General features: G+C 37.1%; 11 protein-coding genes. 9 read left to right on the forward strand and 2 right to left on the reverse strand.

Annotated elements, in window-relative coordinates; translation table 11 throughout:
• Positions 1-16 precede the first annotated feature (16 nt).
• Positions 17-997 carry an NERD domain-containing protein gene (locus VIG73_RS01135; RefSeq protein WP_331638532.1) on the forward strand — a complete coding sequence of 327 codons (981 nt, stop codon included), beginning with the start codon at positions 17-19 and terminating at the stop codon, positions 995-997.
• Between the two features lie 2 nt (positions 998-999).
• Here the strand turns inward: VIG73_RS01135 and VIG73_RS01140 are convergent, their stop codons facing one another.
• Both VIG73_RS01140 and VIG73_RS01145 read right to left on the reverse strand, forming a co-directional pair.
• Positions 1,000-1,149: a hypothetical protein gene (locus tag VIG73_RS01140; RefSeq protein WP_331638534.1), complete on the reverse strand. Its 150-nt coding sequence runs from the start codon at positions 1,147-1,149 to the stop codon at positions 1,000-1,002.
• A gap of 93 nt (positions 1,150-1,242) precedes the next feature.
• Positions 1,243-7,632, reverse strand: a complete 6,390-nt coding sequence (locus tag VIG73_RS01145) for a lamin tail domain-containing protein (protein ID WP_331638536.1) — start codon at positions 7,630-7,632, stop codon at positions 1,243-1,245.
• A 521-nt stretch (positions 7,633-8,153) separates the two neighbouring features.
• Between VIG73_RS01145 and VIG73_RS01150 the strand changes: the two genes are divergently transcribed.
• The 8 genes from VIG73_RS01150 (at position 8,154) to VIG73_RS01185 (ending at position 21,793) form a co-directional block, all read left to right on the forward strand.
• The gene (locus tag VIG73_RS01150) at positions 8,154-11,114 is read left to right on the forward strand and encodes an EAL domain-containing protein (protein ID WP_331638538.1); all 2,961 of its coding nucleotides are present in this window, start codon (positions 8,154-8,156) and stop codon (positions 11,112-11,114) included.
• Positions 11,115-11,581: 467 nt separating this feature from the next.
• Positions 11,582-12,886: a sensor domain-containing protein gene (locus VIG73_RS01155; protein WP_331638540.1), complete on the forward strand. Its 1,305-nt coding sequence runs from the start codon at positions 11,582-11,584 to the stop codon at positions 12,884-12,886.
• A gap of 370 nt (positions 12,887-13,256) precedes the next feature.
• Positions 13,257-13,613, forward strand: coding sequence for a LytR/AlgR family response regulator transcription factor (locus tag VIG73_RS01160; protein ID WP_331638542.1), 357 nt, complete (start codon positions 13,257-13,259; stop codon positions 13,611-13,613).
• 617 nt (positions 13,614-14,230) lie between these two features.
• Positions 14,231-16,123 carry an adhesive domain-containing protein gene (locus tag VIG73_RS01165; protein WP_331638544.1) on the forward strand — a complete coding sequence of 631 codons (1,893 nt, stop codon included), beginning with the start codon at positions 14,231-14,233 and terminating at the stop codon, positions 16,121-16,123.
• A 148-nt stretch (positions 16,124-16,271) separates the two neighbouring features.
• Positions 16,272-17,999 (forward strand): hypothetical protein, encoded by a 1,728-nt coding sequence (locus tag VIG73_RS01170; protein ID WP_331638546.1) that lies wholly within the window; start codon positions 16,272-16,274, stop codon positions 17,997-17,999.
• 32 nt (positions 18,000-18,031) lie between these two features.
• The gene (locus tag VIG73_RS01175) at positions 18,032-20,179 is read left to right on the forward strand and encodes a UDP-N-acetylmuramoyl-tripeptide--D-alanyl-D-alanine ligase (RefSeq protein ID WP_331638548.1); all 2,148 of its coding nucleotides are present in this window, start codon (positions 18,032-18,034) and stop codon (positions 20,177-20,179) included.
• 69 nt (positions 20,180-20,248) lie between these two features.
• Positions 20,249-20,488: a hypothetical protein gene (locus tag VIG73_RS01180; RefSeq protein WP_331638550.1), complete on the forward strand. Its 240-nt coding sequence runs from the start codon at positions 20,249-20,251 to the stop codon at positions 20,486-20,488.
• A 162-nt stretch (positions 20,489-20,650) separates the two neighbouring features.
• Entirely contained in the window at positions 20,651-21,793 is a 1,143-nt protein-coding gene (locus VIG73_RS01185; RefSeq protein ID WP_331638552.1) for a response regulator, read from the forward strand.
• Positions 21,794-21,869: the final 76 nt, after the last annotated feature.

The following is a 21,869-nucleotide window of genomic DNA, read 5'->3' on the forward strand; positions in this document are numbered from 1 at the left end:
TTTAAGGAGGCATTATATGCTGGAGCGAACAAAACCTTACATCTTGCTGTGGTCAGAAGTTGCACTCCCACGTCTTGTCCCCAATCATGCAAGCCACAATGATGTAACAAACTTATTCCACCGCCATCTCAAAGGCTATATCGGAGAAAAGAAAGTCGACTATCATATCAATTTCCTAAGAAAAAAATTCACCATCCTCAGAGGCATCACTCTAAAAAATAAGGATAGAACCTTCCAGATCGACACCTTGATACTCTCAAATTATGCTATTTTCCCTCTCGAAGTAAAAAACTTTGCCAACCAAATCACATTCGACACAGATCTTAACCAATTCATCCGCAATGACGGGGAGACCGAAACAGGCTTTCGCCACCCGATTTCTCAAGCCGAAGCACAGCGCATGAATCTCATCCAATGGCTCGACGAACACAATATCCATTCCATCCCAATCCACTATTTTGTAGTCATCGCCGACCCAGAAACAGTTATTAAAGTAACAGGGGAGGGAGGAGCGAAAGAAAGAATTACCAAGATCGTTTCACATGGCGAACATATCCCACAAAAAATACTCACACTAGAAAAACACTTCGAATCCCAGCCATACCGAAAAATCAACCACGTCAAACTTGGCCAACTAATAGTTAAAAATGCCCATACCAAATATATCGATTACTGCAATCGACTCAAGATTCAGCTCAAAGACATCAAACCCGGCGTCAAATGCCCAGCCTGTAGCGAGATTGGTATGGTACGCTATCGGGAAAAATGGCTCTGTCAAAAATGTCGGCATACCTCTCGAACAGCTCACATCCCTACCATTAGAGAATTTCTCATTATCTTTGGTCGAGGCATCTCCAACCGCGAATGCCGGTATTTTTTGCAGGTGGAGAGTCGCCAGCTTGCTACAAGATTATTAAAATCTGCAAATCTATATTACTCACATAAATATAGGAGATGGTTCTCAAAAGACATACCATATTTCCTAAACAAATTATAGACTTAATCGAGCGGTGCGAGGCCAGAATCGAGCGGTGCGAGGTCAAAATCCAGCGGTGCGGGTTCAGAATCGAGCGGTGCGGGGCCAGAATCGAGCGGTGCGGGCTCAGAATCGAGCGGTGCGTGCTCAAAATCGAGCGGTGCGAAGGCCAAAATCCAGCAACCCCGGTCCAAAATCGCGCGCTGCTGCTTCTCCTCATCCAAAAATAAAAATGAAAAGAACCGTCCGCGGACGGTTCTTTTTGATTAATTATATTTTCTTCTAATCCAAACTCTAATCGCGACGGTCATACCGCCAATTAGTAGCAGGATACCGGCTAGAATATAGTTATATAGGTTAGTTGCGGTGCTTGGTAGTTTTGTTCCTGTTTTTGTTTTATCTTTAGTGATTGTGACGTTGCTTTGATCACCATTTATTTGATCTTTTGCATGTGTGTCATTAGCAGAATCGTTATTGCCAGCTCCATCATTGCCGTTATCAGAGCCAGCATCATCTCCTGCACCGTCATCAGAGCTATCACCAGCACCGTCCCCAGGACTTTCGCTACCAGGGTCAGAGTTACCGCCGCCAGTATCGCCACCAGCGCCATCATCATCTCCGCCCGAGCTATCATCTCCAGGTTGATCAATCACTTCGCCATCTTTTGTCATAAATGACCAGATGTCAGAGTGGGTCTTACCGCCGTATGCATCTTCAGCTAAAACGTACCAAAAATACGTTTCATTCGGATCGAGGTCACTCCAGACGACCGTTGCTGTTTCACCACTTGGAACATTGTCTACTTTACCAATTAAATCATTTGTGTAGACATTGACTTCAACAAAATCTGTCTCAACTTTTTTCAATTGAGGTGTTAAGTCAAAGTCAACGACGAATTCGTCTTTTCCAGGGAATTCTTTCGGGTCATAGAAATTAAATTTATCGAGATAAGGTGAATATGTTTTCACATCCATCGTATTTGTCTCAGGATCGAATGTTAAAATCCGCAAAAATCCTTGCCCGCCTTCAGGTCCAGCCTGGTAGTCAGCAAGCATTTGATAGACAACGCGATCTGTCTCGCCGTCACCGTTATCATCAATTTCATCAACTAATGTTTGAGCATTGTGATAATGTCCAGATAAAACAGCAAAAACGTTTTTATTCGGCTTAACAACTTCCTCATAAATCTTATCAGCAATAGGGCTACGTGATCCGCTTGCTAGTAAATATTCATGGAAATTCAAGATAGCTTTACGGTTTGGATATTTTTCTAAAACATCATTCATCCATTTAATGCCATCTTCATCAACGCCCCAGCCCATGTAAATCATAATAAAATCGTTTCCTTCTGCTGAGATAAGGTCGTAATGGCCACGATTATTTAAATAAGAACCACCAAAATATGGTCTGTCTTCAAAGCGATGGTCTCCGAAGTAATCATAGTAATTGGTGTAGTCAATTTCTTTATGGCCAACATCATGGTTACCAGCGAGGACGCCGTATGGGATACCGGCATCATCTAGGATTTTCATGTTACGGTCAGCCACTACCCACTGTTTCATATCATAATGTTTGTCGACTAAATCTCCTGTATGGAAAATATATTTTAAATTTAAGTTATCAGCTTGCTCAACCATCCACTTCACTTGTGACTCGTAAATATGTGGATATGATTCAGAATAATATTGCGTGTCAGTAAACCAGACAAATGAAAACTCATTTCCAGTTACTGTAAAATCATGTTCCAGTTTTTCTGAGCCCATCACGTCGACTGTAGCTGGTTTACTGTTGGCGTCTGAACGGTCGGAATCGCGAGTACCAACGTCAGTACCACCCGCAATCTCATCCTGCACAATCACGCTCACATGCCTATCTTTCACATAATCACCGGCAATCACTTCACCAACCAATTGAAAAGCTTCTTCACCAGCAATATGTGAAACGAGTTCTTCCCAGCGTTCTGTTTCATAGTTCCAAGCGTACATCGTTACTTTACGACCAGGGAGGGAAGAACCTTGCCAAACGATTTCCACTCGATTATCAGCGCTCACTTTTTCATCAACGGTGACATCAAAACGGTGATATGGGAATTGTTCATACGATTCATTTGCCACTGTTTCACCATCAACATTCACCAATCGCGCACGTTCATCATCGTTTAAAACATGTTCCCCATCAGGTCTAAATTCCCTAGGTGGTTCTGTATCTGAAGCATGTGTTGAAATCGTCATCGCTTCATCATCAGCACGATATTGGAACGCTTCATAAAAACTTACATCCAAGTCATCACCAGTTGGGTCAGTCACCTTAACCGCTAAGTTTGCTTTTGTTGCGTCAACGTCGCCATCTTTTTTACCCGGAGCATTTGGATGTTCCGCATCGACTTTAAATGTGACACGCTTTTCAGCTATATTGCCAGCGGCATCCGTAGCTGTAAAGACGACCGTATGCTTGCCTTCTTCTAATAGCGCGGAGCTCGTTTCATATGGCAGTGAAATATAGCTATCATTTAACTGTGCAGTGACTTCAACAACTTCACTTGTCTCATCTGCCACATCCGCATCAATTGTGAAAGCACCTTTATATGTTTTTCCAGCTTCAATCGTCGGTTCGATGCTAGGTGCTGTGTTGTCCACAATGACACGCGCTTCGACTGTTTCATTATTGTAAACCGCTTTTACGACGTGCTCACCATCTGTCGTTTGGGTTGTGTCCCAATCAAAAGCGTGAGAGCTGAAATGTTCTTCATCAATCGTAAAGACGAAATCATAGACCCAATCCATCCCCGCACTATCACCAATAGCATGTTCGACATTTGGATCTGTGTACTTAGCATCACGAATGATTGTTCCATCCGCTAAAATAAGTCGAATATTTTTCATATAAAAGTCATCACGGTTTTCTGTTGATTCTAAATCAAATGGGCTTACTTTTGTTCCTGCACGAACAGTAATCGTGTTGTCCCCAGGGATAAGTCGCTCTGGTTCGACAGGTACGATTAATGTCGTATATTCATTTGTTGTGTCATCAAACACATGCAAAATATCGTCGCCCATTGTGACACCATTTTTAAAATATAAATCGGTTTTTCTCACTTCAAAAGCAAAGTAAGCTTCAGATTCGAGCGCTTTTGACATCTCAGTTAATGGTTCATCATCAACAAAAACGTGCATGTCATCTGCCGCATCATCAGCAGTCGCTTTAATAAGCGCTTTGCCTGATAATAAGTCGCTTTCTTTTACATTTAATCGTAAACCATCGAGAGCATGATCGTGTTTAATCGGTAAGACAGTTAAATCTGTCTCAGATGTATTCGTTCCATCGCGAGCAACAAAGTAGTATTCTAGTTTTTCTCGCCCGATAAATTCTGCTTCAGAAATCGTTAATTTGAAACGGTGATTGCTCAGTTCTTCTAAATTCACTTCTGTAAAATCATCATTTTCACTCGTTCGGTAAAATAAGCTGACCGCTTTCACTTGTTGGTCATCGGTAATTTTCGCCTCGATTGTAACTGGTTCCGTAGAAGAAACTTCCTTTACAGCTGTTAAATCTTCAATAACAGGTGCTTTTTCATCAAGCGCTAATTGTACCTTTTCATGAGGTACTTTTTCATCCATGACAGAACCTGGCGTCGCATTCCAATCACCCGCACTGATTTTCATTGAATCAAGTGTGCCGTCAACGGGATAACGATAAAAGATACCTTTATCAGCAAAGACGTCTTTAATATTTACGTCAGTATTGTAACTAGCACGGGAAATTTCATGTCCTGTTTTTGTTGCAATGACAAGTGTGCGCTCACTGCCATTTGCCATTCCATTATTATGCATACGGAATAAATTTTTTCCTTCTACTAAATTTGTACCGTAGTTGTGATTGAAATCATCGGCACTTAAATGCCCATTACCTGAGTTAATAATCCAGAATACGATTGCTTCACCAGAAGGAATAATCACTTTTCCATCATTTGTCGGTTCCCAAATCAAATCCCCTGGTTTACCAACATTTGGATAACGGTAACGAATAACATAATCGTTAAAATTAATATCTTGGTTGGAGTTGTTATATACTTCAATAAACTCATAACCATCTAAGCTATTTACATTTGTACTATCAGGAACGAGTTCGGTAATTAAAAGTTCCGGTAACGTTTGGTAATCTACTTCCACTTGCGGTACAGAAAGTTCATAAGACTCACTGATTGTTTCGCCAGCTTCATTTGCAGCTGTGAAATGATAATATAGCGTGTCGCTCCATATATCCGCCCGTGGAATCGTTACTGTATAAACACCTGATTCATCTGTTTCTTCCATAACAATTGTGTCTTTGGAAAACTTTTTACTCTGTGTCATATGTGCATTCACACCGAGTAGCGGTTGATCTGATGAAACGCGTACACGTAATTCAATATCTGAGTCACTTTCTAAAGTAGGAACGTCATGTTTAATGACAGGTGCTTCACCACTTACTTTTACTTTAACAGGTTCACTAGGTACTTGACCTGGCATAACTTCAAGCGGTGTAACTCCAGCACCAACACCAACTTTTCTCATTATGTTTCCTGATAAAGGATAACGATAAACGATGCCTTGATCAGCTTTCACATCACGACCACCGTCATTATAAGTCGCAGAGACGATTTCATTTTTGTAACTGTCAGCGATGATGAGTGTCCGTTCCGACCCATTCGCCATCCCTTCTGATTCAACAATTGTGACACGATCTTCTGTTAAATCGAGCCCATATTGTTTGTTAAAGTCGTCCAATGTTAAATGTTTGTTACCAGAATTATGAATCCAAACGATAAACGTTTCTTCAGGTTGAATGACTTTATCGTCTTTAAACGGCCAAAATTGGTCTGGCTTCCCATCTGGATAACGATAAATAATTTGATAATCATTCATTTTGATTGGTTGATTCGTATTATTATAGATTTCGATAAATTCATATGCGTCCGCACCATTTTCATTCACCGTATCTGGTGTAACTTCTGTGATTAATAGTGGGGGCATCTTTTGTGTATCAACTGATTCATTAAGTTCTACTTCAACTTCATACGTTTCAGTCGTTACGGATTGCCCTAATGCGTCGACTGCTTGAAGCGAATAATAGAATACCGGAGACCAGAACAACTCCTGAGCCATTTCAGCTGGAATATGTAGTGAAAATTCATCCGTCTCACCCTGGCGTTTAAGTGCCATTTCTTTTGATTCCATATCTTTTCCAGTTTGATATGTGACTGTAACAGTTGAAGCATTCGGAGCCATCGCATCTAATGTAAACGATTGATCGTGACTCAGTTTTGTTACTGGTGTATGATTAATTGCTAATTCACCAAGATCATCGACTCGTACAGGCTCACTCGGTACTTGCCCAGGTAAGAGTGCTGTCGGTGTTACTGTTTCACTTATACCGACTCTTTTCATTTCATTTCCTGATGACGGATATTTATAAACAATCCCTTTGTCTGCTTGAACATCATTTTTTACATAAGTAGCAGAGACGAGTTCGTTCTTATTATGATCTGCTATAATAATTGTTCGCTCAGCACTATTAGCCATCCCAACCGATTCAACAATCGCCACTTGGTCTTCTGTTAAATCGAGTCCATATTGTTTATTAAAATCGTCGAGCGTTAAATCTTTATTTCCTTCATTATGAATCCAAACAATAAAAGCTTCTTGCGGTTGAACGACCTTATCATCTTTAATCTCCCAAATTAAATCCGCTTTCCCATCTGGATAGCGATAAATAATTTGATAGTCGTTCATGTTAATAGGTTGATTCGTATTATTATAGATTTCAATAAATTCATAGCCATCTTTTTTATTCACATTGGCCGTATCAGGCACAAGCTCAGTAATAAGTAGGGGAGGTAACTGTTGTGCATCAACCGTTTCATTTAATTCGACCGTGACTGCATATGTTTCTGTCGCGATTTCCTCTCCACTTTCATTGACCGCTTGTATAGAATAGTAGAAGACTGGTGACCAGAGAAGTTGTTCAAGCTTGTTCGCCGGAATTGTCAATGAAAACTCATCCGTCTCACCTTGACGCTCAAGCGGTAAAACCTCTTTAGCCATCCCTTTTCCCGTCTGGTATGTCACTGTTACTTTATCCGCTTGTGGCACAGCAGCCTGTAGCGTGATATTTTCCTTACGATTAATCTTCTTTAGTGGCTCATGAGAAATTTCAAATGGTTCAGCATCAGATTTGTTTACTTCCTCGTCCACTAGAGTCGATTCTTTATCTGTCTTTGCTTCTTCAGATTGTTTTTCCTCAGTTGCTGAAGTCGATTCATTTTTACTTGATTCAGTCGTAGCAGGCGTCTTTTTCTCATGACTAGAAGACTTCTCTGACGTAGCAGGTTGTTCATCTATCACAGTTGAATCCGCGTGAGAGTCATCCTCAATTTCTTGGTCGTTTGTGCTAGACGCATTCTCCTCCTCATGACGAGTCTCAGTATCTACTTGAACCTCCTTCACATGTTGTAAATTCTTACTCTCTAGTTGTGCATTGCCATCACTAGAATTCAATTCGACACCATCAACACTCTCAGCTGCCACAACAACCGGCATCGCAGGAATGAGTGATGTCAAAAAAATGATGACAGCCGAAATCGCTGCCATAATAGATTGACCCTTTCTTTTAACCATGGGCTTCCCTCCATTATTATGTTCTACAAAAATAACCCATATTACATTGTAGACTGCTATTGTTTATAAACTGTTAAACTATCGTAAACATAGTGTAAAATTTTGAAAGGGAAGCGCACTTGTCTAGTGGATTCACGCAGTCCCGTGGTAAAATCGCGCAATCCCAGGCCAGAATCGCGCGGTCCCAGTTCACCTTTATAGCCAGTCGTCGCTCGATTTCAGGGGTTCACCGCTCGATTCCAGTGCTCCAGCGCTCGATTTCAGGGGTTCACCGCTCGATTCCAGCGTCCCAGCGCTCGATTCCGATGCCTCAGCGCTCGATTCTGCCGCCACCCGCCCAAATCGCGCGACCCCAGGCAAATTTGTCAACCTCGCAGGTGTTGGCAAAAAATGGTAGAAAAATGAAATAGTTATAAATAATGTCATATAAAATTCATGATAACTATATAAAACACGATAACGCTCCGTTATAATAAGCATAAAGTCCTGTGAAATTATATTTTTTCAAGAGGTGGGTATCTATGGAAAGACTACCAAGACTTATAACATCTTTATTTAAAGATGAAAAATATATTAAGGAAAATGATTTAGGCAAGGAAAACCATTTGTTATTTAACTATTTTGCATCTCTCGTGCACCATCACCCGGATTTAATTTTTTTCATTACAACAAAAGGGAGAGTTATATCGCAAAATAGGGAGAAGGTGAATGCGTTATTAGGGCAACCACCTAAGGCTAAGATTCACTTAAAAAAATTGATTCCGGAACAATCCTTTGACCTACTCGCTTCAGCTTTTAATCAAGCCGTATCAGGCGAGATTAACAGTCGTGAGCTAACCATACAAAATAAAGAATCACAGCAGCTAAACCTCACATTAACTTTTATCCCGATTAAAGCAAATAATGGCACAATATTGAGTATTTGTGTGATTGTCCAAGATTACACGCGTTTTTATAGATTAATAGAAAATAAAAAACTACTTAACCAACATTTACGTCATGCGCAACAAATAGCCAATATAGGAAGCTGGGAGTATGTCATTAAAGACGATACTTTGTTATGCTCTGACTCATTTTATGATCTATTTGGAATTGAAAAAACACCTTCAATCAATTTGAAAACATTATCGACATATTTTCATCCCGATGATTTTGAGGAAACGTATAAGCAAATAAATAAGTCGATTCAACAAGGAGCAGATTTGACGACATCTTTTAGGATTTCACATGGCAAAACGAGACAATTACGTTATATGAAAGTTCAAGCGCAAATCCTGTATAAAGATAATCGACCGGAAAAATTAGTTGGCGTCATTAAAGATTATACAGAACAGAAACAGCTAGAAAATAATTTAATTTGTTCCTCGAAAAATCATCAACATATTTTTGATCATTTAGATGCGGCAATTTGGATGAAAGAGTACCCTTCTGGGGAAATTCTATTTCTTTCTAAAGGATTAGAAGATTTATTTGCAGTTTCAAGAGAGAAAGTGGTCGGACATACATTTAAATGGGAAGAAATGATTTATCCTGACGACCTTCACTCTGTAGCTGCCAAACAATCTGATTTATTACTAGGGAAAGAAATCAATCATACATACCGGATTATATCTGGTGATGGCACGATGAAATGGGTTTTGGATCAAACGATACCAAAGCTAAACGACCAAGGAGAAGTCACACATTTATTCGGAATGCTGACGGATATTACCGCAGAAGTCGAGACGAAGGAACAATTACATTACTTAGCAAACTATGATTCGCTAACAAGTCTTCCGAATCATAAAAGCATCCGTGAAAGATTAAGGAAACTTTGTAAAGGAACATCTCCATTTGCTTTAATGTGTGTAGAGGTAGACAATTTTCAGCAAATAAATCATGCATTAGGTTATAAAATAGGTGACAAAGTGTTAAAGCATTCAGCAAATAAAATAAAAAACATTTTGTCTGATGACACCTTTTTAGCCCGGATGAGTAGCCACACATTTATCATTATTATGGAACACTTTAAAACAAAACAAGCCGTCTTTAATAAAGCTGAAGAAATCATGGAACTATTTATGACCCCAATTACGATAAAGGAATATGATTTACATGAAACGATAAGTATAGGTATTAGTTTTTTTCCTGAAGATGGTACAAATAAAGCGTCACTACTTGAAAGAACTTATTCAGCACTCTACCATGCGAAAAAGTCAGGAGAGAGTAATTACCAAATTTATTCATACTCTAAAGATATTTCAGCTTATAAAAAGTACATTCTCGAAAAAGATATGCGAAAAGCGATTCAGCATAAAGAGTTTGAGTTATATTATCAACCGCAAGTGAATTCCTATAGTGGTATTATTGTCGGTGCGGAAGCTTTAATTCGTTGGAATCATAAAGAATGGGGTATTGTGTCACCCGGTGAGTTTATCCCATTGGCAGAGGAGAATCATTTAATTAATCATATGACTGATTGGACGATTGAACAAGTATGTTCTGACCTCCGTCGTTGGAAGGACAAAGGATATACACTGCGCCCCATTGCAATTAATATTTCGCCCATTCGTTTATTGAAAAAGGGACTCGTGGAATATGTGAAAAATCTACTAGATAAATACGATATTCCTGCTAAATATATCATGTTTGAAATCACAGAAAGTAAAGAACTAGAAAATAGAAAAAGCGTTCGTTCAACACTAACGGATTTGAGAAAGCTCGGTATCAAAATTATTATTGACGATTATGGGACAGGGTTTGCGTCTATTCAGTATTTACATGATTATGAAATCGATACAATTAAGGTAGATAAGATGTATGTGCAAAGTATTAACAATGAAGATAAAAAAGATGCCAATATTGTTTCATCGCTTATTCATCTAGCAAAAGCCTTGGATATGAAAGTTGTAGCAGAAGGCGTCGAAGAGTATGAACAATTAGAGTTTCTAAAACAAAAAGAATGTGACTTTATTCAGGGATATTTATTTTCCAAACCAGTCCCAATTCAATCTTTTGAAAAAATGATGCAAGCTGGGTACTTAATGCCGAAATGCAAATTTAAGCAAAAGCCAACAAAGGAAAGACGACGTTTCTATCGACTCATATTCCCACAATATTTACCTGCCGATTTATCGGTTACAGAAGTGAATAAGCGGAAAGTAGACCTAGGAACAGCTCCAATATTGATTGAAAACATAAGTATTGGTGGCTTAAAAATACTATCTAAGCTAAATTTACCAGTTCATTCTGCATTAAAATTTAGGTTTTATTTTACAATCATGCAGGAACAATTTAGCATAAACGGAAAACTAATTTGGAAAATTGAAGAAAAAGGTGACCTCTTTTATTATGGAATTGAATTTATTATTCAAGATAGGGAACAAGAACGTCTAGCTCAACTGATCAATCATATGACAGCTTTACAAAAGCAACAAAAGGATATTCCCGATACAAATTTTATCGATGAAAATCCTTATTTATATTTTAAAAATTTATCCTAGAAGCGTGCGTTACTAAGACTCCCGCAGACAGGAGGAGGCAGGCTAAAGGTAAGATGTTCTGTGGCAAAGCCTCTGTCCATGCTAACTCGCCCATCGTGAATCGCCTGTCTTTGTACGTCCTATGTAGAGGCAGGCTAAAGGCGAGACGTTCTGCGGCAAAGCCTCTGCCCGTGTTAACTCGCCCATCGTGAATCGCCTGCCTTTGCACATCCTATGTAGAGGTAAGCTAAAGGCGAGACGTTCTGGCCTCGACGGGCAAAAATGTGACGTCGTGTGGCAACGCGTGGGCCTGCGGTTACTCCCATCGTATAGCCCCTGCACTAGCACGTCCTGTATGTCGGAGTGCCAACATGCTTCGAAATAAGTGCGACTAAGGATCGGATGGAGTATAATTACTTCAGCTGAGCCATGTCTACTATATCAAGTTAATATATCATACAACAGAAGTGAGTGAACTGAAATAACAGATGAATTATTATGATGTTTTAATGGAAGGTATTAATGACTTAGTTTTTGTCATGAGAGTTAAGAATAATCACACATTTAATTATGAGTTTATTAATAAAGCAGCGATGAATGAAACAGGATTAGATAAAAAGATACTCGGTAAATCAATTGATCAGGTATTTCCTGAAAAAATAGCAAAAGAATTAAATAGGCAATATAAACAGGTTGCCGTTTATTCGAAAATGATGCAATACGAAGATACATTTGAATCTGCAACAGGTGAAACATACCACGCAGAAACAACACTGACCCCGATGTTTAATGATGAAAATAGATGCACACATATCGTAGCAGTGACAAAAAATATTACAGAAGAAGTAGAAGCAAAGCTAAAAATGAAAGAAACCGTTTCTATTTTGCAGGAAAATGAACAGCGTTTTAGAATTATTGCCGAAAATTCATATGATGTCATTATGTTAATCGATGCACAAGGTAAGATTATTTATATATCACCATCATGTCAAAATGTATTAGGTTTTAGTCATAAGGAGTATGTTGGAAACTTATTTAGTCATAAAGTATTTTTAGAAGATCGGTTTAAACTTGAACGAACGTTATTAACTTCAATTAAAGAACAAAAGGCTTGTAAACTTAAATATAGACAAGCACATAAAACCAAGGGTTGGATTTGGACAGAATTACATGGTACACCTGTTTATGATAAAGATGGTGACTTTCGTCATATGGTTCTTCTAACGATGGATATTACGCTAAAAAAGAGATACGAAGATAAAATAAAACATTTTGCTTATCATGATTCTTTAACAGGCTTACCTAATCGTCGTCTATTAAATAAGAAATTAGTAGAAGAAATAAAGCGGAAAAAAGCAAACCAAGACCAACTAGCCGTCATGATGCTAGACATTGATCACTTTAAATTAATAAATGATAAATATGGCCACGATATTGGAGACCTCGTCATTGAAGAATTTTCTAAAAGGTTAAAAAACGTCATTCAATCACACGACATCATTGCCAGACTCGGAGGAGATGAGTTTGTCATTGTCTTAACTCAAATAAATGGTGTCGATGAAGCCATCCGTGTTGCAGAAGATATTCAAGAAGCCATGCACCCACAATGGCAAATTAATGATAATATATTGCATGTGACAACAAGCATAGGGTTAACCATGTCTCCAGTAAATGGAACAACAACAAAATATACCCTATTAAAACATGCTGACTTAGCCCTTTATAAAGCAAAAAAGGCAGGTAGAAGTTCGTATCAATTCGTGGAAATACCTCAAGACAACAACTCCCCATAAAGCAAGGGGAGTTGTTTTGTTATCCTTGAAATCGCGCAGTCCCGAGTCAAAATTGCGCAGTCCTTAATGTTATTTGAAGCTCGATTGCGAGCAAGTACAGCTGGCTTTCAATCTTTTATAGATCGATTGATAAAGAGCATAAAATAAAATTAAGGCTGAATTCTTTTAACTTGTTTAATAGGGAAAGGGAGAGGCTCCTTTTTTATGGCATAATGCTGTACCAAAATTGACGAGTCATTAAAAGATAAACCTTTGTCATAAAAATTTAACAATAATTTATAATAAAAATGTCGATATTAGTAGTAAAGTAATAGATATAATAAGAAATAGCTGAATATTATTCATTTATTTAATAGGAAGGAGCTATCGAATGAGAGCTATACTTATTGATAATGAAGTATCAACAATTACCACATTAGAAAAATTACTATGTGAAATCTCGAATATTCAAATTATCGGTAGATATACCAGCCCTAAAGAAGCATTTGAAATGATTCGAGTTCTGGAGCCGGATGTTATTTTTTTAACTACTGAAATGCGAGGAACAAACGGAATTCATTTTGCAAAAAAAATTTTATCAATTAATTTGGATACACACATTATATTTTTATCAAATGAAAGAAAATATGCCGTTCATGCGTTTGAAATAGAAGCGCTAGATTATTTACTAAAACCAATTACAAAAGAGAGACTATTACGATCGATTCGGCGCTTATATTATTATTAACAATATATACTCCATAAAAGAAAACAGCAGTGACGCCTGTTTTGTTATATTTAACTTATATTTTACATACAGATTAAATATTTATTTAGACTAGAATAGAAGTTGAAAACAAATTAAATATAGATAGAAGACATGAAATAAAACCGCATGAAATCAAGTAAATACGATTTCGTGCGGTATTCATTTTAAAAGAATTTTGTTTTAGTATCTTTTTATTCACTCTCATAAATATGTATTTATCCTTCATAAATCTTTCTGCCGTTTCCTATATAGAAGTTTTGTTCTCCAAAAATTATCATTCATGTTAACAAATCGGACCGCCAAAACCCAAAACCCAAAACCCAAAACGTGATATAGAACAATTAATAAAGAGAATAATAGTTTGAGCGACATCATTCATTGTTTAATTAAGCATGTATAGTTTTTGTATAGTTTTATTTCAGAATTTGAACATTAGTATTTGATAAATTTATTGTGAAATTGTAAACGTCACATTTGGACTGAATGCGACATTGTTTTGGGAGGTGCAAAATATAAGGTATTAATAACACTCTAGGTAAACAGTTATCTAACAGGACTAGGAATGAATCAAAGATTTTTAAGGAGGTACGAGATTTTTGAGTAAAAGAAACTTTGATTACAAGAAAGCGATTAATAGAAAGAAAAAAATGAAAAAAGTAGCTGCAATTGCGGCAACATCACTTATTTTAACTTTTCCAGTGAATTCAGTTATTAATACGTTGAATTTACCTGGTCTTCAAAACAATGTGGTTCATGCTCAAAACTTAGCAAATGTAAATGTTTTAACAGATGTAAAACTTTCAGGAGCAGTTCAGACAGTACCAGGTCAACCATCAGAATTATCCTTAACGATGACATCTGGAGGATTAGCCGATACTGAAGTACTTAATCCGAATATTGTAACGCAGTTCTATGCACCGGAACTTGCTGGTAATTTAGTAGAAGGTGGAACAGCAAATGTATCGGTTGATATCTTACCGATTACAAGAGAAAATCTACCTGGACTTTATTCTGCAGTCGGTGGATTAACTACGACAGTTACAGACTTAACGAATGAAATCGGTACACTCGTTGATGAATTATTAAATATCTCACCTGGAATTCTTCAGGTAAACGGTTTGGATGATGTTCTTGCAGCACTTGATGCATTAAACAACTTAGAAAGTTCATTGGATTCATTAACATCATATAAAGAAGCAGACATCCCAGTAACAATTAATGAAGATGGAACAATCACGGTTGAATATGGTGATGGCTTAGGTAAACATTTACAAGAAACAATTGATTCTATTGTAGTAGAACTGTTGGATGATTTATCTCAAGCTTTAGCAAATTTAGAAATTAAATTATTAGAGGGCGGCATAAACACTGAAAATATATTAGATCTCGTGAACAATTTAGATAATTTACCTCTTCTAGGTGATGTATTAGCACCCCTATTAGGTGATGGACCTTTAGGGAAGTTGATTGATGCTCTCGGTGGATTATTAGGACCAATTTTAGACCCATTAATAAAACCTTTACTTGGACCTGCTGTTGAAGGTGTTGTAGGAGCACTAGAAAATCTAGTAAATGAATTACTAACCACTGTAGGCAATTTAACTGCAGAGGTAACGAATGTAGCAGATCAAGTAACTGATTTAACAACTGATTTAGTTAACGATTTAGCTGCATTAAAATTAATTGCAGGTACGACTGTTAATGTCAATAGTGTTAAAGTTAGCGAAAAAGTTTGTGGTAATGTTGAAATAAAAGGTCTTGCGGTTCAAGATGCAGTTATTGACCTAGACTTGTTTGCTAATCATGGAACAGGAACGTCATTAGATTTTGGCGAATGCCTAGATGACAGCGATGCCGATGCCGACGCTGATGCCGACGCTGACGCCGATGCCGATGCCGATGCTGATGCCGACGCCGATGCCGATGCCGACGCCGATGCTGATGCCGACGCTGACGCTGACGCCGACGCTGATGCCGATGCCGACGCTGATGCTGATGCCGACGCTGATGCTGATGCCGACGCTGACGCCGATGCTGATGCCGACGCCGATGCCGACGCTGATGCCGACGCCGACGCTGACGCTGACGCTGATGCCGATGCTGACGCTGACGCCGATGCCGATGCCGACGCCGATGCCGACGCCGATGCCGATGCTGATGCCGACGCTGATGCCGACGCTGACGCTGATGCCGATGCTGACGCCGATGCCGACGCTGATGCCGACGCTGATGCTGATGCCGATGCTGACGCCGATGCCGATGCCGACGCTGATGGAGATTCTGACAAAGACGATGAAGCGCCAGGAAGTCAAACTGACGATGGAACAAAAGAAAAAGTCGATAGCACAGACACTAAAGGAGAAGGTGACAAGTTACCGAATACCGCTACATCAATCTTTAACACAGGTTTAGCAGGGTTAACGGCATTGCTAGCAGGAATTGCTGGATTACTAACTGGTAGAAGAAGAAAAAGTAAATCAGCGAAATAAAATAAGATAGCACGCCTTCCTAACAAAATCAGCCTATATTTATTAAAATGTAGGCTGATTCCTATATTACAAATAGAAAACAACTGGAAATAATATGTATTTTAATGACAAGTACTAATGCTTCCCATTACAAAAGGAGTGGGAAAAAATGGGGAAAATATCGAACTTAGGTTATATCAATCAAACGATGGACGACTTTGAACTCTATTTAAACACGAAAATCAAAGAAGGTAAGATCGGTAGCATTCAAATAAACGACCAAGATCGTTACATCATTTTCCTATCAATTGGAAATCCAATGATTCGTTCGCGTGTCATCAAAGAGATAGATTCAAACTTTCAAAAAGCTTTTCAAAGAATAAAACGAAAAGCTATTCAACTTGTTCAAAAGAACCATATCGATCCAGAATGGTTAAAAATCGATATTGTATCAGATATCAAACAAATCTCATTCTTAGAATTAGAGAAAAATATCGCTAGCACACGTAAAAATTACTTTCGTTCAGGCATTGCATTTGATACTGAATTTCGTCTTGCATTTTTAGAACAAGAAATCAATGGAAACGCAATGATTAGAAGTGTGAAAAAACAGCCACTGGCACTCGACGAGACGAATATTAATTACTATATGAAATATAATGAAGGCTTGCGCTTTCCATTTATAAAGAAAATGTATCTGGAGCAAGATGTTTATTTGTTTAAAACGAAAGCAATATTTAAAGAAAGCACGAGCAACGATATTCACGAACTATACAACGGTGAACTAACAAATGGGATTCGAAAAGTAGACAATATCAAAGAAGAAACAAAACATTTAATCGAAAAAGCGACCTACTACTTAATGAATCAAGTAAAGGAAAATGGCCAATTTGAGTACGGTTACTTTTCCGCATTTGCTAAACGAATCGGTACGTACAATATTTTAAGACATGCTAGTTCACTTTATGCAATGACAGAAGGGTATGAAGTTTTGAAAGACCCGAAAATCCTTGAAGCAATAGAACGTGGTCTGCAATATTTAATTAATGAGGCGATTGTCTACAAAGAAGATACACCAGAAAAAACAGCATTTGTCGTCGACTATGCAAATGAAAATGAAATTAAACTCGGTTCAAATGCAACAGCAATATTAGCAATGACAAAATATATGGAAGTAACTAAGAGCAATCACTATTTAGATATTGCTCAAGCACTGGCACGTGGCATTATTCATATGAAACTTCCGGATGAAGGATTTATTCATGTTCTAACATATCCAACCTTTAGTATTAAAGCGTTAAATCGGATTATTTATTATGAAGGTGAGGCCATCTTCGCTTTACTTCGTTTATATGCAATTGATAGAAAAGAACAATGGTTAGAAGAAGTTAAAAAAACATTCGATTATTTTATTCAACATGATTATTGGAAACATCATGACCACTGGTTAAGTTATGCAGCTAATGAATTAACGACTTATGAACCAGATGAGAAGTATTTCATTTTTGGTTTAAAAAATTGCCATCATCGTTTGAAATTCATCTACCATCGTGAAACCACCTTCCCAACATTTTTAGAACTAACGATGGCAGCATATAAGATGATAACAAAAATTAAGGAATTACAAAAAGACGAATTACTAAATCATATTGATGAGTCATTTTTAATCGAAACAATTGATCGGCGGGCAGAGTATCAGCGTGTTGGATTTTTCTATCCAGAATTGGCTATGTATATGAAAAATCCTAGCTTAATTGTGAATGGTTTTTTCATTCGCCATCATTCATTCCGTGTCAGAATTGATGACGTCGAACATTATTTATCAGGATATTGTCAATATCTACATGAACGTGTACCACATTTAACACAGGTAAATCTAACAATATCAGACATATAATCATCTAGAGAAATAGAATTGAGGAATGGCAGATGACAATAGGATTCATGTTTGAGGAAATAGCAGAAATATTGGATGGTGCCTTTTATAATCAAATTGAACAAACAAGTCCAATTATTGATTTTGAATTTGATCCGTCTCGACTGCTTGAAAATAAATCAGGCAATTGCTTTATTTCAATCTCAAAAGAAAGATGGAATCAATTTCACCGAAAAGAATTGCCTTGGGTTGATGGTAATGAAAGTATTTTAAAATACTATACAAACTGCAATTTAATTATTACTGAACATCCGATTCAGCAATTGGAACAGTCCGTTACACAAATTATTGTCAAAGATAGTCTTGCAGCGATAAAAAAATTAGCACAAGCTGCGCGAGATAAAATGGAGTCTCCTGTCATCGGTATTACAGGATCAGTCGGAAAAAGCTCAACACGATTAATACTTGAGCATTTATTAAAAGATATGAATACAATTGTTGCTACACGTGGTAATCATAATACACAGGTCGGAGTTCCACTATATGGAACAAAACTTTGTCAAAATCCAAAAATCGGGATTCTAGAGATATCTTTAAATGCTTTAAACAATCGTGGCAATCAATCATTAACAGTAAAACCTAATGTCTGTGTCGTGACATCTATAGGAGAAGCTCATTTGTCTACTTTACATTCAACGATAAATGTCGCCAAATTTAAAGCGAGGATTTTTGATGGCTTAGAAGAAAATGGTTTAGCGATTATCAATAAAGATATGAGTCCAGATGAATTTAATATCTTATATAAACGTGCTAAAAAACGAACGAATCGCATCAAAACATACAGCTTAGTCGATAATAGTGCTGATCTATTCCTCAAAAAACGGATACATGAAAAATATAAAACGACAATCGTTTTTCAATATAAAAACAAAGACTACGAATTTGATATGAAATTACCAAGTGATGGAACGATTATGAATACATTAGGGACCTTTCTTTGCTTAGCAGAATTAGATTATGACATTCAACCATTGTTATCGAAAATGTATGATTTTAAGTCGCTTGACCGTGTGATGGAGTTAAAACAATTACAAACAAAAGATAGGAGACGTATCGACATTATCGATGATTCGCATAATGCGGCCATTCCATCGATGATTAATGCGATTCAAACCTTTACTGAGAAACAAAAATTTTACAAAGGAACGAAGCTATTAGTTTTAGGACAGGTAGCGGATTTAGGAGACCAAAGTGAAGCTCTACATGATCTGCTTATCCCGTATATCCTTGATTCTGGAGCGGATTACGTTTTTGGTCATGGACATTATATGAGGAAAGTTATCCGTCAATTGCCAGCTGACATGGTGGGAGGTTGGTTTAACAATGCCCAAGATCTCTCTAAACGTGTTCCATATTACTGCTCTGATGATTCATTTATTGTTTTGAAAGGCTCTGTATCAGGTAGTGACTTTAGGAAAACCAGTCACTTATTACCAGCCAATATCATCCGCTCAACAAAAGAAATCCGTCAGCCGACACCACTATTATTAGCGGAAGTAATGCAACCACAATGGGGAATGGTAGGATATGACTTAAGTAGAGGTAAACAGCTGTTTCGTCTCGGATATATCAATACACAAGCAATTGAAGGGATTAGTCCGATTTTATTTTTATATTTATTATTTAAAAAAGGGATTCGTTATGAAGAGACATGCTATTTAAACCAATGGCCAACAAATAAAGGGATGAGTATTGCAAATAAACCATTTAATAAAGGACAGCTATTTACACACCGTGAACTGGTAGATGAATTAATAGAAACACAACATCCAAGTGCTATCTTTGAATTAGCTTACTTGTATTTTGGTAGTAGACATAAGGCGATGCATGAAATTATGGATTTAGCCGAGTCATTTGAAATTACATCTTCAGCTACACTGAATTTATCTGGACGATATCGTGTCAAAGAACAACAATCGTTTAAACTAGTTGATTTGTTAAAGAGCGGTCAAAAAATGAGCCAATACCAATCTCAGTTGCCTATATGTTTAAAGACTAATGGAATAAACATAAGGGGATTAATGTTCGGCAGATTGCAAACACATGGTATTTTTTTCCAAAATCATATATTAATTTGTGTAAGTGGTTTGGCAGGTAAACAAGCTATAATACATAAGCTAGTTGAAATTTTTAATAGATAGAGTGGCTTGAATAGAGTAAACAGTTTTCAATCCTTTTGTCATATATAGCACGTTAGGTGGTCGTAAGCAATGAAGAAAAAAATAAATGAGAAACAACAGCCAGATGCAGAAAAATTAAATCAGGAAATTGAGGAAGAGTTATTATACTACTTAGAAAATGGAAGAATACCACATGATCAAAATGAACAAGACGAACAAGAAATCGATAATTACTCATTTCAAACAGTATTCCAATTTGCGATGACCATTGTTCTTGTTTTAATTGTTATACTCAATGTCGCATTAATTATTTACAAATTATTTCGGTAATATATTTCAGGAAAACTTCATACATGTTATGGAATAAACTTCCATATATGATAAAATTATATTTGTTTAAAAATGAAAGGGAAAGACATACGATCTGATTTAAATTTCAAAATTATATTCGGGGTTACTAACCGGTTCATTTATCAATAAGGGGGGCAAGTAGTGAGAGCAATTCTAGTTGATGATGAAGTGATAGCGTTAGACTTATTGGAAAAATTCATAAGGAAAATATCCGAATTAAAGATTGTAGGGAAGTATACAAACCCTATTAAAGCCTATGAGGCAATCATTGGAGAAAAACCTGATATTGTTTTTCTAGATATAAACATGCCGGAAATGTGTGGAATGACATTAGCCAAAAAAGTATTAAAAGTGTTTCCCGAAGTAGGCATCGTTTTTGTAACCGCCCACTCAGAATATGCTGTTGAAGCTTTCGAGATAGAGGCAGTTGATTACCTAACAAAACCTGTCAATACTAATCGCTTAATGAAAACGATTGAACGCTTAAAAATTAGAATTAACAAAAAGTCTTACAATTCCCCAGTCATATCTTGTTTTAAAACGTTAGAATTTAAAAGAACATTAAATCATAGTCAAATTGATGTAAACTGGCGCACAACAAAGGCAAGGGAATTATTTGCATTTTTAGTTCATAATCGGTTTGAATCTGTTAGAAAGGATGTTATTATTGACACACTATGGCCTGAAACCGATGTAAAAAACGCTTCAACACAACTTTATTCTACAGTTTACCAAATTAGAAGGACCTTGGATCAAATACAGTTTCCGATAGAAATTATTAGTACTAATAATCAATATAAGATAAAGATGAATGGTGTTCGAACAGATGTCGATCATATGGAACAAGGGTTAAAAAATCTCGAATTTACGTCTAAAGAAAAACTAAAATTTTACAAATCTTTGTTAAGGCTCTATAAAGGCGATTATTTAGAAGAAGATAATTATCATTGGGCACTTAGTGAACAAAATCGATTAAGGGTTCTATGGACTTCTTATTTAAATGAAATAGCAGGTTACTACCTTGATAGAAGAAAATATGCTGAAGCTATTATGCTATACCTTCATTATCAATCGATTGCTTCATATAATGAAGATATTTATTTTAAATTGATGCAACTTTTTGAAAAAATAGGCGACCGAAAATCAATTGAAATGCAATATAGTAAATTAAAGAAAATGCTAAAAGAACAATTCGATGATGTACCAAGTATAGAGGTAAAGCAATGGTATAAAAGCAGAATCAAAAGCCGTTACTACAATAAAAAGGTTAGATTCGATCATTAAAACTAGGTTCTCAAAAGTAGAACTTAGTTTTAATTTGGAATTGCGCGGTCCCCGTACCCCACCACCCGATTCCGAT

The organism is Cerasibacillus sp. (assembly GCF_036516575.1).
Lineage (GTDB): Bacteria > Bacillota > Bacilli > Bacillales > Amphibacillaceae > Cerasibacillus.

Excerpts from the sequence above, each read along its gene's own strand:
- VIG73_RS01135 (WP_331638532.1), top strand. The coding sequence starts at position 17 with ATGCTGGAGCGAACAAAACCTTACATCTTGCTGTGGTCAGAAGTTGCA.
- VIG73_RS01145 (WP_331638536.1), bottom strand. The coding sequence starts at position 7,632 with ATGGTTAAAAGAAAGGGTCAATCTATTATGGCAGCGATTTCGGCTGTC.
- VIG73_RS01150 (WP_331638538.1), top strand. The coding sequence starts at position 8,154 with ATGGAAAGACTACCAAGACTTATAACATCTTTATTTAAAGATGAAAAA.
- VIG73_RS01155 (WP_331638540.1), top strand. The coding sequence starts at position 11,582 with ATGAATTATTATGATGTTTTAATGGAAGGTATTAATGACTTAGTTTTT.
- VIG73_RS01160 (WP_331638542.1), top strand. The coding sequence starts at position 13,257 with ATGAGAGCTATACTTATTGATAATGAAGTATCAACAATTACCACATTA.
- VIG73_RS01170 (WP_331638546.1), top strand. The coding sequence starts at position 16,272 with ATGGGGAAAATATCGAACTTAGGTTATATCAATCAAACGATGGACGAC.
- VIG73_RS01175 (WP_331638548.1), top strand. The coding sequence starts at position 18,032 with ATGACAATAGGATTCATGTTTGAGGAAATAGCAGAAATATTGGATGGT.
- VIG73_RS01180 (WP_331638550.1), top strand. The coding sequence starts at position 20,249 with ATGAAGAAAAAAATAAATGAGAAACAACAGCCAGATGCAGAAAAATTA.